This window comes from Streptomyces sp. NPDC059787, from assembly GCF_042732315.1.
Lineage (GTDB): Bacteria > Actinomycetota > Actinomycetes > Streptomycetales > Streptomycetaceae > Streptomyces > Streptomyces atrovirens.
In genome coordinates, this window is record NZ_JBHWHX010000006.1 from 21,103 (window position 1) to 33,179 (window position 12,077).

A 12,077-nucleotide genomic window follows, 5' to 3' on the forward strand; every position below is an offset into this window, starting at 1 on the left:
GTATGCGTCATTCCGGTCCGGCAGCGGCTACGGTGGCGCGGTGCCCGAAGCCATCCGTGCCCGTATCGCCGCCGTCTCCGCTCATCTTCCGTCCCGCTACCGGACCTTGGACGAGATCCGCGTCAAGATCACCGGGACGGGTGGCTACGCTCCGCCGCCCGGCCTGCTGGAGGATCTCACCGGGGTGCGCGGCGTCCATGTGCACGAGGACGGCGAGGACGCCTCCGATCTCGCCGTGACGGCCGCCCGCACGGCGCTCGACGAGTCGGGGCTGAGGATCGGCGACATCGGCCTGCTGCTGTTCGCCTCGACCTCGCAGGACCTGGTCGAACCCGCCACGTCCCACCTCGTGGCCGCCAAACTGGGCGCCTCGTGCCCGGTGTTCGACGTCAAGAACGCCTGCAACAGCTTCCTCAACGCCATGGAGGTGGCCGCGTCGTTCATCGAGACCGGCCGCTGCCGCACGGTCCTCATCGCCTGCGGTGAACCCTCCACCCTGGCCACCCGCTGGCACCTCCCCGGCCGGGAGGACCTGCTGAGGGCCCTGCCCGGCTACACCGCCTCCGACGCCGGTGCCGCGATGGTGCTCACCGCGGGCCCCGCGGGTGACGGCGATCCCGGCATCCTGGGCCAGCGGTTCGTCAGCAACTCCGCCGCCTGGAACGCCTGCACCGTGTCCGGCGGGGGGAGCATGCACCATCTCTCCGTCCACGACGACCACACCACCCTGCGGCTGAACGGGGACCTGCGCCGGGCCGCGCTCGACGTGCTCCCCCGGATCCTGGACACCGCCGGGGAGGGACTCGAGGCGGCACGTTCCGGCGCCTACGCCTTCATCGCCTTCCACCAGATCGCCATGCCGCAGTACCGCGAGGTGATCGACTGGTTCTCCCTCCCCGAGGACCGCTGCCTGCCCGCGGTGGCCGAACACGGGAACTGCGCGGCGGCCTCCCTCCCCCTGCAACTGGTCAAGGCGCGGGAGGCCGACCGCATCGAGAGCGGGGACCTGGTGGCGATGATCGGCCTGGCCAGTGGTTTCAGCTTCGGCCTGGCTCTCGTACGGTGGTGACCGCCCGAGCCGTGGACACCCCGGCCCCCGCCCCCGTACCGGATCCCGCCGCGCTGGAACGGCTGATGCCGGGCTACCCCGCGCCCCGGCACTGGCGGCGCGTGCCGGTCACCGGGCAGCACTACCTCGATCTCGGCTCCGGGCAGCCGGTGCTGTTCCTGCACGGCAACCCGTCGTGGAGCTACGTCTGGCGGGGGCTGCTGCACCGGCTCTCCCCGCACGCCCGCTGCCTGGCACCGGACCTGCCGGGTTTCGGACTGTCCCGGCACCTGCGGCCGGCGGACGGGGTCCCGGACCCCTACGAGGCCCAGCTGGAGGGCCTGGACAGCCTCTACCGCCATCTGGTGCGGGACGAGGGGCTGCCCGAGCGGGGCTGGACGTTCGTCCTGCACGACTGGGGCGGCCCGCTCGGTGCCGCCTGGGCCCTGCGGAACCCGGGTGTGGTGGCCCGGCTGGCCTTCTGCAACACCGTGGCCTTCCCCTTCCCGGACGGCTTCCGGCTGCCGTTCCACCTGCGGTGGATCCGTGACCACCGGCCGGTCGCCGAACTCGTCCACGTCACCAACGCGTTCGCCCGCGTCGCCGTGCGCGCCGGAGTCCACCGCCCACTGCTCACGGCCGAACGCCGGGCCCATCTACGGCCCTGTGCCCGCCGCGCGGAGCGCCGGGCGGTCACCGACGCCGTCCGGGCGATCCCCCGCGGCCCCGCGGACCCGGCGTGGCGGCTGCTCGAACCTCCCGGCGGCGGGGCCGGCCTGTCGGAGCTGCCGCTGCTCATCGGCTGGGGCATGCGCGATCCCGTCTTCACCCCGGTCCTGCTGGAGGAGTGGGTCCGCCGTCATCCCCACGCCGTCGTCCACCGCTTCCCCGACGCCGGGCACTTCGTGATGGAGGACGCCGGCGCCGAACTGGGCGACCGCGTCCGTGACTTCCTCCAGGGGGCACCATGACCGCCACCGTCCCCGGCATCGCCGCGCGCCTGACCGACGGACCCGACGCCGTCGCCCTCGTCGAATGCCGTAGGGGAACCTCCCGGACGACCGGTCGCGGTGAGCTGGTGCGGCGCTGCCACCGCCTCGCGCAGGCCCTGCGCGAGGCGGGCGTCCGGCCCGGTCACAAGGCCGTCGTGATGACCCGCGACGCCCACGACCTCACCGCCGTCTCGTACGCCCTCGGCGTCCTCGGCGCCGTCCCCGTGCTGATCGAACCGCGCGCCGAGGTCGGCCGCTGCCTGCGGGACGTCGCCCCGGACGTCTTCGTCGGGGAGCCGCTGGCCCACCTCGGGCGCCGGGCCCTGGGATGGGGCCGCCCCCACGTACGGATCCCCCTGGTCACCGGTCCCGCGCCGCTCCTCCTGGGACGGCGGCTGGCCACCCGCGCACCGGCCGGTGACGCACCGGTTCCGCGGGTGCGGGAGCCCGACGGCGACGAGCCGGCCCTCATCGCCTTCACGTCCGGCTCCACCGGACGGCCCAAGGGCGCGGAGTACCGCCACACCACCCTGGCCGGGCAGCTCGACGCGCTGACCACGCTGCTGGACCCCCGGCCCGACGACGTACTGCTCGCCGGATTCCTGCCGGTCGCGCTGCTCGGCCCGCTGCTCGGCGTGACCACCGTCGTCCCGGCGGTGAACCACCTGGCCCCGGCCCGCACAGCGCCGGAGGAAATCGTCGGGCCGATCCTGGAACACCGGGCGAGCATCGTCCTGGCGTCACCCGCCGTGCTCACCCTGATCGCCCGTCACTGCGCCCGCCGCGGCATCGCCCTGCCCTCGGTCCGGCAGGTCCTGTCCTTCGGCGCCCCGCTGCGCGTCCGCCTCGCCGACGTCCTGCGCAGGGCCGTACCGGACGACGCCGAGATCCTCAGCGTCTACGGTGCCACGGAGTGCCTGCCCGTCTCCGCGATCGGCGACCACGAGCTACGGGCCTCGCGCGCCGCGCCGCCCGCCGGGCACGCGGGCACCTGTCTGGGCCGGCCGCTGCCCGGCGTCGGCGCCCGGATCCTGGACGCCGACGCCACCGGGCTCGGCGAGATCGCCGTCACCGGCCCCACCGTCAGCCCCGCCTACCACGCGCGCCCCGACGCCGACGCCGCCACCAAGAGCGACACCGGCCACGGTGTGCTGCACCGCACCGGGGACCTCGGCCGGCTCGACGACGAGGGCCGGCTGTGGTTCCTCGGCCGCAAGGCCCACCTGGTCACCGGCACCGGCTTCACCCTGACCACCGAGGACATCGAGGCCGCGGCGGACACCGCCCCCGGTGTCCGGCGCACCGCCCTGGTCGGCGTCGGCACGGCCGTGTGCCAACTGCCCGTGCTGTGCGTGGAGCCCCTGCCGTCCACTCCGCGTGCCGCCGCCCTGGCGGCCGTGCGCGCCGTCCTGAAGGACCATCCGGACGGGCACCGCGTCGGCGCCCTGCTGATCCGTCCCGGTTTTCCCACCGACCCCCGGCACAACTCCAAGATCGACCGCATGCGGCTGGCCGGCTGGGCCGCGAAGCGCCTGCGCGGGAGGGTCCGATGAAGGTACTGGTCACCGGCGGGAGCGGCTTCCTCGGCCTGGAGATCTGCCGGCAGCTGAGCGCACGGGGCGATGTCGTCTCCTCCCTGGGCCGCCGCCCCAGCGGCGCGCTGGAGCGGCTGGGCGTCCACCAGCACCTGGGGGACCTCGCCGACGCCGCCGCGGTCTCGCGTGCCGTCGCCGGGTGCGACGCCGTCGTCCACAACGCCGCGCTGGCCGGTGTCAGCGGCCCGCCGCGGCCCTACTGGGTCACCAATGTCGTCGGCACCCGTCATGTGATCGAACAGTGCCGCACCCACGGGGTACGCACGCTCCTCCACACCTCGACCGCCAGTGTCGTCTTCCGGCCCGGCGGCGTGGAAGGTGTCACCGAGAGCCTTCCCCCCGTCCCCTGCCACCTGGCCGCCTACCCCGCGACCAAGGCCCGCGCCGAGGCCCTGGTGCTGACCGCGCACGGTCCGGAGCTGGCCACCGTCTCGCTGCGCCCGCACATCATCTGGGGGCCGGGCGACCCCCATTTCGTACCCGCCCTCGCGCGTGCCGTGCGGGCCGGCCGTCTGCCGATGCCCGGCGACGGCGGCAACCTCGTCGACACCACCCATGTCCGGACCGCCGCCCACGCCCATCTGCTCGCCCTGGACCGGCTGCGGCGGTCACCTGACACGGTGGGCGGCCGCGCCTACTTCATCGGCCAGGACGACCCGCGCCCCCTGCGCGAGCTCACCCGGCACTTCCTGCGGGCCGCCGGTATCGACGCCCGCTGGTGCGCCGTACCACCCCGGCTCGCCACCGCCGGCGCCGCGGTCGGCGACACGCTGCTGCGCGCGGTCCGCAGTTCCCGCACCCACGCCCTGAGCCGCTTCCTGGTCGCGGAACTGCTGCATCCGCACTGGTTCGACCTCACCGCCGCCCGCCGCGACCTGGGCTTCGAGCCGCCGGTCGGATTCGACGCCGGTGTCGCGGAGCTCACCCGGCTCACCCTGTCCGTCCCGAAAGACAGCGAGGAAACCCCGTGCCGGACACCTACGACGCCGTCCGTTCCATCCTGACCGGCGCCTTCCGGGTCCCGGAGGACGAGATCCGGCCCCAGCGCACACTGGAGCAACTGGACCTGGACTCCCTGGCCCTGACGGAGCTGGTGCTCATCCTCCACGAACGCTTCGGGGTGCGGATCGGCAACGAGGGCCTCTCCCGCGGCACGACCCTCGCGCAGGTCGTCGACCACCTGGACGCGCTGCTCGCGGACGGCACGAGCACGGTGGCACCGTCGTGACCGAGCCCGTCGCCGTCACCGGTCTCGGCCTGGTCACCCCCGCCGGAGAGGACGCCGACGCCACCTGGGACGGGGTCTGCCGCGGGGCGGGCACCGCGTCCCGCGACCCGGCGCTGGCCGGCCTGCCCGTGGACTTCTCCTGCCGCGTCCCCCTGTCGCGCGACGCCCTGGACCGGCGCGTCGGGCGCACCGCCTGGCGCATGTCACGCAACGCCGTACTGGCGGTGCTCGCCGCCCGTGAGGCGGTGCACGACGCCGGCCTCGATCCCCGGACGTGGGACGGCGAGCGGGTCGCCGTCGTCATCGGCTGCGGGATGGGGGCGGGCGCGGAACGCGAGGAACAGGCCGGGCGCCTGCGGGAACTGGGCGCCGACATGGTCTCCGCGCTCACCGTCCCCCAGATCATCCCGAACATGGCGGCCGGAGAGGTATCCATCGACCTCGGGGCCCGCGGCCCCGGCCTCGCCCCGGCCACCGCCTGCGCCTCGGGTGCCACCGCCGTCGCCGTGGCCCGTGACCTCCTGGTCTCCGGCCGGTGCGACGTCGCGGTGGCCGGGGCCACCGAAGCCGCCGTCAGCCCGCTGACGGTCGCCGGTTTCTGGCGTGCGGGCACCCTGTCGCGGCGCGCCGGCGAGCCCACCGGCGCGTCCCGGCCCTTCGCCGCCGACCGTGACGGCTTCGTCCTGGCGGAAGGCGCGGGCGTCGTCGTACTGGAACGGACCGGGGACGCGGCCGCCCGCGGTGCGCGCGTCCGTGCCCGGCTGGTGGGCTGCGGCAGCACCTCGGACGCCCACCACCCCACCGCGCCCGCCCAGGACGCCCGGGGCGCGGAGGCGGCGCTGCGCACCGCCCTGGCGGACGCGGGCCTGGCTCCGCGCGACGTCGACCACGTCAACGCCCACGGCACCTCCACTCCGCTGGGCGACGCCGCCGAGGCGACCCTGATCGCCCGGGTGCTGCCGCACCGTCCCGGCGTCACCGCGGCCAAGGGCGTGCTCGGCCACAGCCTGGGTGCGGCGGGTGCCGTCGAGGCGGCGCTGACCGTGCTCACCCTTCAGCACGGCACGGTGCCACCGGTCGCGAACCTGGACGCCCCGGCACCGGGGTTCGACCTCGACTGTGTGACCAAGGAGCCCCGTCGGCAGGACGTCCGTATCGCCGTCAGTCACTCCTTCGGCTTCGGCGGGCACAACGTCGTCCTCGCTCTGGCCAGAGCCTGACGGCGGGCCCGTGCCGGTTCAGCGGGACGGTGGGGCGGGCGGGGTGGCGGCCGGGTCCTCGTCGTGGCCCGGGGCCATACGGCTGTGGGTGCGGCTGTAGAGGAAGTAGACGACGATGCCGATCACCATCCAGACGCCGAAGCGGACCCAGGTCTCGGCGGGCAGGTTCAGCATCAGCCACAGGGACGCGGCGACCGACACGATCGGCAGGACCGGCACCCAGGGGGTGCGGAACGACCGGTGCAGGTCGGGCCGGGTCCTGCGGAGGATGACCACGCCGATCGCGACGATGACGAAGGCGAACAGGGTGCCGATGTTCACCAGCGCGGCGAGCTCGTTCAGCGGGGTGAAGCCGGCGAGGACCGCGATGAGGACACCGAGCAGGATGGTCGGCCGGTGCGGGGTCTTGAACCGGGGGTGGACCCGGGAGAAGAACCGGGGCAGCAGTCCGTCGCGGCTCATCGCGAAGAAGACCCGGGTCTGGCCGAGCAGCAGGATCATGCAGACGGTCGTCAGGCCGACGGCGGCGCCGAAGCTGATGAAGCCCGCGAACCAGGGGTGCCCCGTGTCCTTGAACGCCTCGGCGAGCGGCGCGTCCACGTCGAGCTCCCGGTAGTTCTGCATGCCGGTGACGACGAGCGACACCAGCACGTACAGCGTGGTGCAGATGAACAGGGAGCCGAGGATGCCTCGGGGCATGTCGCGCTGCGGGTTCCTGGTCTCCTCGGCGGCCGTGGCGACGACGTCGAAGCCGATGAAGGCGAAGAACACCACCGAGGCGGCGGTGAAGATGCCCATCACGCCGAAGTTGGCCGGGGCCCAGCCGAACATGAGCTGGATGAGCGGGGAATCGAGGCTCTCGCCGGCGGGCACGGGCTTGGAGTCCGGGATGAACGGGTCGTAGTTGTCGGCGGTGATGAAGAAGGCACCCGCGATGATCACCACGAGGACCACGGTCACCTTGATGGCGACGACGATCGTGGTGACGCGGGCGGACAGCTTCATGCCGAGGACGAGGACGCCGGTGAGCACCAGCACCAGGACGGCGGCGAGGATGTCGAACCCGAAGACGTCGGAGCCCTCGCGGCTGCCCAGCGCCGCGGGCATCTCCCAGCCCGCGTTGGCCATGAGCGACTGGATGTAACCCGACCAGCCGACGGCCACCACCGCCGTGCCGAGCGCGAACTCCAGGACCAGGTCCCAGCCGATGATCCAGGCCGGCAGCTCACCCAGGGAGGCGTACGAGAACGTGTAGGCGGAGCCCGCCACCGGGACGGTGGAGGCGAACTCGGCGTAGCAGAGCGCGGCGAGCGCGCAGACGACACCGGCCACGACGAAGGCCAGGGCCGTGGCCGGCCCGGCGTTGTCCTTGGCGACCGTACCGGTGAGGACGAAGATGCCGGTGCCGATGATGACGCCGACACCGAAGACGGTCAGATCCAGCGCGGACAGCGATTTCTTGAGCGCGTGCTCAGGTTCCTCGGTGTCGCGGATGGACTGCTCCACCTTCTTCGTCCGGAAGAGCGGGCTTGTCACGGGTACCTCCCACGCTTGTCGTCCTCGACATGATCGAGAGGGGGCGTAGCTCGTATGCCCCGGCGCGGGCGCTTTCACGCAGACGGGCCGCGCGCGCCACTCTTCACAGTGGCACGGGCGGCCCGTCCGGGCGACGTGTGAGGCGTGGGTCAGTCGCGGGCCGGCTCCACCGAGTCGACCGCGTCGGCGGCGGACCGCTCGTACCGGCCGTCGAGCTTCGCCACCAGGCCGGTGACCTGGCGGGCGATGTCGGGGGCGGTCAGTCCGATCTCGGCCATGACCTCGGCGCGCGAGGCGTGGTCGAGGAAGCGCGGCGGGATGCCGAAGTCGCGCAGCGGTAGGTCCACGCCGGCGTCGCGCAGGGCCTGGGCGACCGCGGAGCCGACGCCGCCGACGCGCGAGTTGTCCTCGACGGTGACGACCACGCGGTGCTTCTCGGCGAGCGGGGCCATGGCCTCGTCGACGGGCTTGACCCAGCGCGGGTCGACGACGGTGGTGGAGATGCCCTGCCGGTCGAGCAGGGCGGCGATCTCCAGGCACATCGGCGCGAGGGCGCCCACGGAGACCAGCAGCACGTCGGGGGCGTCGGTGCCGGGCTCGCGCAGGACGTCCATGCCGCCGACGCGGCCCACGGCGGGTACGGCGGGGCCGACGGCGCCCTTGGAGAAACGCACCACGGTGGGGGCGTCCTCCACGGCGACGGCCTCGCGGAGCTGGGCGCGCACCTGGTCGGCGTCGCGCGGGGCGGCGAGCCGCAGCCCGGGGACGACCTGGAGGATCGACATGTCCCACATGCCGTTGTGGGAGGCGCCGTCGGTGCCGGTGACACCGGCCCGGTCGAGCACGAACGTCACGCCGCACTTGTGCAGGGCCACGTCCATGAGCACCTGGTCGAAGGCGCGGTTGAGGAAGGTGGCGTACACGGCGAAGACGGGGTGCACCCCGGCGTGGGCGAGGCCGGCCGCGGAGACGGCGCCGTGCTGCTCGGCGATGCCGACGTCGTAGACCCGGTCGGGGAAGCGCTTGGCGAACTTGTCGAGGCCGACCGGCTGGAGCATGGCCGCGGTGATGGCGACGACGTCCTCGCGCTCCTCGCCGAGCTTGACCATCTCCTCGCCGAAGACACTCGTCCAGTCGGCGCCGGAGCTGGCGATCGGCAGGCCCGTGTCGGGGTGGATCTTGCCGACGGCGTGGAAGCGGTCGGCCTCGTCCTGGAGGGCGGGCTGGTAGCCGCGGCCCTTCTCGGTGAGGCAGTGCACGATCACCGGGCCGCCGAACCGCTTGGCGCGGGCCAGGGCGGACTCCAGGGCCTCGATGTCGTGGCCGTCGATGGGTCCTACGTACTTCAGGCCGAGGTCCTCGAACATGCCCTGCGGGGCGATGAAGTCCTTCAGGCCCTTCTTGGCGCCGTGCAGCGTGTCGAAGAGGGGTTTGCCGACGACCGGGGTGCGCTCCAGGAGGTCCTTGGTGCGGGTCAGGAAGCGCTCGTAGCCGTCGGTGGTGCGCAGGGTCGCGAGGTGGTTGGCGAGGCCGCCGATGGTGGGCGAGTAGGAGCGCTCGTTGTCGTTGACGACGATGACGAGCGGACGGTCCTTGGCGTCGGCGATGTTGTTCAGCGCCTCCCAGGCCATGCCGCCGGTCAGCGCGCCGTCGCCGATGACCGCGACGACGTGGCTGTCGCGCTTCTTGATCTGGTTGGCCTTGGCGATGCCGTCGGCCCAGCCGAGGACGGTGGAGGCGTGGCTGTTCTCGATGACGTCGTGCTCGGACTCGGCCTGCGAGGGGTAGCCGGACAGACCGCCCTTCATCTTCAGCCTGGAGAAGTCCTGCCGGCCGGTCAGCAGCTTGTGGACGTAGGACTGGTGGCCGGTGTCCCAGAGCACCTTGTCCTTGGGGGACTCGAAGACCCGGTGCAGGGCGATGGTGAGCTCCACCACACCGAGGTTGGGGCCGAGGTGGCCGCCGGTCTTGGAGACCGCGTCGACGAGGAAGGTCCGGATCTCCCCGGCCAGCCGGTCGAGCTCCTCCAGGCTGAGCCGGTCCAGATCGCGCGGTCCCCTGATGCGGGTCAGCAGCGGCACCCGTGCCTCCTTGCAGTAGAGCTGATCGAGCTGTTGCCGGGCGGGTCGAGTCTAATGTTCCGCTCAACCGATCGGCCCCCGGGCCGTGCGTCGTACGTCACCCGGTCAGCAGTACCCCGGATGCGTCCGTCCTACGACACGACTGTTGCCCGGCACCTGTGAGGCACCGGGCAACAGCGACGTACTTCAGGGGCGCGGGGCTGTACCGGCATGCGGCTCCGCCGCGTGGGCGCGATCAACCACAGCGCACCCTCAGCGGAGGTGCTACGCGCGCCCCGCGGTCTTCTGCGTCTTACGGGTGACCGCGTCGATGACGACGGTCGCCAGCAGGACACCACCGGTGATCATGTACTGAACCGGCGAGGCGATGCCCTCCAGCGCCAGCCCGTACGTGATCGAGATGATCACCATCACACCGAGCAGCGCGTCCCACGTACGACCCCGCCCGCCGAAGAGCGAGGTACCACCGATGACCGCCGCGGCGATGACGTTCATCAGGAACTCACCGGTACCCGCGCCCTGGTTGGCGGAGGCGATCTTCGACGCGACGAACAGGCCGCCGATCGCGGCGAACGTGCCGGCGATCGCGAAGACCGAGATGCGGACCATCTCGACGTTGATACCGGCACGGCGGGACGCCTCGACGCTGCCGCCGAGCGCGAAGACCTTGCGGCCGTACGCGGTGCGGCGCAGCACGAAGTCCGTGAGCACCAGGAACGCCAGGAAGATCACCACGGCCAGCGGCAGGCCCTTGTACTGGTTGAACACGATCGCGACGGCGAAGGCCAGGATCGCGAGCAGCACGGTCCGCACGATGATCTCGTTCAGCGGGCGGGACGGCACACCGGCGGCCTCACGGCGACGGTTGTCGAAGAACGCCAGGAGGAAGTACCCCACGGTCGCGACGATCGCCAGGCCGTACGCGGCGGCCACATCCGAGAAGTAGTAGCTGGTCAGCTTGACGACCAGGCCCTCGGAGTCGAGGTTGATGGTGCCGTTGCTGCCGAGGATCTGCAGCATGAAGCCCTGCCAGAACAGCAGTCCGGCCAGCGTCACGGCGAAGGCCGGGACGCCGATGCGGGCGAAGATGAAGCCGTGGACGGCGCCGGCCACCGTGCCGGTGAGGATCGCCAGCACCAGGGCCAGCACCTCGTTCATCCCGTGGGTGACGTTCATGACCGCGAAGGCCGCGCCCGCGACACCGCTGACCGAGCCGACCGACAGGTCGATCTCGCCGAGCAGCAGGACGAAGACGATACCGACGGCGATCATGCCCGTGCCGACCATGGCGACGGACATGTCGGAGAAGTTGCCGGCGGTGAGGAAGTTGGAGTTCAGGCTGGTGAAGATGGCCCAGATGATCAGCAGGCCGACCACGACGGGGATGGAGCCGAGGTCACCGGCCTTCATCTTCCGCTTGAACTCGTTGATGTAGCCCGCGAAGCCCTGTTCGCGCACCAGCAGCCGGGGGTCGACGACGGTGACCGCCGCGGACGCCGCCTCGGGGTTCTCCACGGCGTGGTCCTCGGTGGAGGCGGAGGTCTTCTCGGTGGAGGTCTTCTCGGTGCTCACTTCTTGATCTCCCCATTGGTGCGCGCCGCACGACGGGTCACGGCGTTGTCCGTGGCGCCCGTGATGGCGGAGATGATCTCTTCCTGCGAGGTCGACTTGACCTCGAAGACGCCGTTGTTGCGCCCGAGGCGCAGGACGGCGACCTTGTCCGCCACGGCCTTCACATCGGCCATGTTGTGGCTGATGAGGATGACGGCGTGGCCGCGCTCGCGCAGCCGCTCGACGAGGTCGAGGACCTGTGCGGTCTGCTCGACGCCGAGGGCGGCGGTGGGCTCGTCCAGGATCACCAGCTTGGGCTCGCCGAGCATGGACCGGGCGATGGCCACGACCTGGCGCTGACCGCCGGAGAGGGAGGCGATCGGGATGCGGACGCTGGGGATGCGGATCGACAGGGTGTCGAGGAGCTCGCGGGAGCGGCGCTCCATCTCCACCTCGTCCAGGACTCCGCGCCTGCGGAGCTCCCGGCCCAGGTAGAGGTTGCCGACGACATCGATGTTGTCGCACAGCGCGAGGTCCTGGTAGACCGTCGCGATGCCCAGGTTCTGGGCGTCGTGCGGCTTGCTGATCTGGACGGCCTTGCCGTCCCACTCGATGGATCCCTCATCGATGGGATGCACGCCGGCGATCGTCTTGACCAGCGTGGACTTTCCGGCGCCGTTGTCGCCCACCAGGGCGACCACCTCACCGGCGTGGACCTCAAGCTCTACGTCGGTGAGCGCCTGGACGGCACCGAAACGCTTGGAGACCCCGCGCAACGCCAGCACGGGCGTAGCGGACACGTGAACCATCTCCTTCGCCGCCTGAC

General features: G+C 72.2%; 10 protein-coding genes. 6 read left to right on the top strand and 4 right to left on the bottom strand.

Annotated elements, in window-relative coordinates; translation table 11 throughout:
- The first annotated feature begins 40 nt into the window (after positions 1 to 40).
- From ACFV5H_RS07555 to ACFV5H_RS07580, 6 genes are read left to right on the top strand one after another with little or no spacing between them, the layout of a single operon-like run.
- Positions 41 to 1,069: a 3-oxoacyl-ACP synthase III family protein gene (locus tag ACFV5H_RS07555; RefSeq protein ID WP_385048598.1), complete on the top strand. Its 1,029-nt coding sequence runs from the start codon at positions 41 to 43 to the stop codon at positions 1,067 to 1,069.
- Positions 1,066 to 2,019 (top strand): alpha/beta fold hydrolase, encoded by a 954-nt coding sequence (locus tag ACFV5H_RS07560; protein WP_385193350.1) that lies wholly within the window; start codon positions 1,066 to 1,068, stop codon positions 2,017 to 2,019. Before ACFV5H_RS07555 ends, ACFV5H_RS07560 begins: the two co-directional genes overlap by 4 nt.
- Positions 2,016 to 3,593 carry an AMP-binding protein gene (locus ACFV5H_RS07565; RefSeq protein ID WP_385193352.1) on the top strand — a complete coding sequence of 526 codons (1,578 nt, stop codon included), beginning with the start codon at positions 2,016 to 2,018 and terminating at the stop codon, positions 3,591 to 3,593. The genes ACFV5H_RS07560 and ACFV5H_RS07565 overlap by 4 nt, the downstream gene beginning before the upstream one ends.
- Positions 3,590 to 4,639 carry an NAD-dependent epimerase/dehydratase family protein gene (locus ACFV5H_RS07570; protein WP_385048589.1) on the top strand — a complete coding sequence of 350 codons (1,050 nt, stop codon included), beginning with the start codon at positions 3,590 to 3,592 and terminating at the stop codon, positions 4,637 to 4,639. The genes ACFV5H_RS07565 and ACFV5H_RS07570 overlap by 4 nt, the downstream gene beginning before the upstream one ends.
- A complete protein-coding gene (locus ACFV5H_RS07575; RefSeq protein WP_385048586.1) occupies positions 4,603 to 4,863 on the top strand; it encodes an acyl carrier protein in 261 nt (86 codons plus the stop codon). The genes ACFV5H_RS07570 and ACFV5H_RS07575 overlap by 37 nt, the downstream gene beginning before the upstream one ends.
- Positions 4,860 to 6,083 carry a beta-ketoacyl-[acyl-carrier-protein] synthase family protein gene (locus ACFV5H_RS07580; protein ID WP_385193355.1) on the top strand — a complete coding sequence of 408 codons (1,224 nt, stop codon included), beginning with the start codon at positions 4,860 to 4,862 and terminating at the stop codon, positions 6,081 to 6,083. The genes ACFV5H_RS07575 and ACFV5H_RS07580 overlap by 4 nt, the downstream gene beginning before the upstream one ends.
- An 18-nt stretch (positions 6,084 to 6,101) precedes the next feature.
- On the opposite strand, the gene ACFV5H_RS07585 is transcribed toward ACFV5H_RS07580, so the two are convergent.
- The 4 genes from ACFV5H_RS07585 to ACFV5H_RS07600 form a co-directional block, all read right to left on the bottom strand.
- Entirely contained in the window at positions 6,102 to 7,619 is a 1,518-nt protein-coding gene (locus tag ACFV5H_RS07585; protein WP_385048580.1) for an amino acid permease, read from the bottom strand.
- Between the two features lie 149 nt (positions 7,620 to 7,768).
- A complete protein-coding gene (gene dxs, locus ACFV5H_RS07590) occupies positions 7,769 to 9,700 on the bottom strand; it encodes a 1-deoxy-D-xylulose-5-phosphate synthase (RefSeq protein ID WP_385048578.1) in 1,932 nt (643 codons plus the stop codon).
- Between the two features lie 264 nt (positions 9,701 to 9,964).
- Complete coding sequence (locus ACFV5H_RS07595; RefSeq protein WP_385193358.1) at positions 9,965 to 11,272, bottom strand: sugar ABC transporter permease; 1,308 nt, start codon at positions 11,270 to 11,272, stop codon at positions 9,965 to 9,967.
- Positions 11,269 to 12,060: an ATP-binding cassette domain-containing protein gene (locus ACFV5H_RS07600; protein WP_361737696.1), complete on the bottom strand. Its 792-nt coding sequence runs from the start codon at positions 12,058 to 12,060 to the stop codon at positions 11,269 to 11,271. The genes ACFV5H_RS07595 and ACFV5H_RS07600 overlap by 4 nt, the downstream gene beginning before the upstream one ends.
- Positions 12,061 to 12,077: the final 17 nt, after the last annotated feature.

Coding starts and splice junctions, on each gene's coding strand:
- ACFV5H_RS07565 (WP_385193352.1), top strand. CDS start 2,016: ATGACCGCCACCGTCCCCGGCATCGCCGCGCGCCTGACCGACGGACCC.
- ACFV5H_RS07570 (WP_385048589.1), top strand. CDS start 3,590: ATGAAGGTACTGGTCACCGGCGGGAGCGGCTTCCTCGGCCTGGAGATC.
- ACFV5H_RS07600 (WP_361737696.1), bottom strand. CDS start 12,060: ATGGTTCACGTGTCCGCTACGCCCGTGCTGGCGTTGCGCGGGGTCTCC.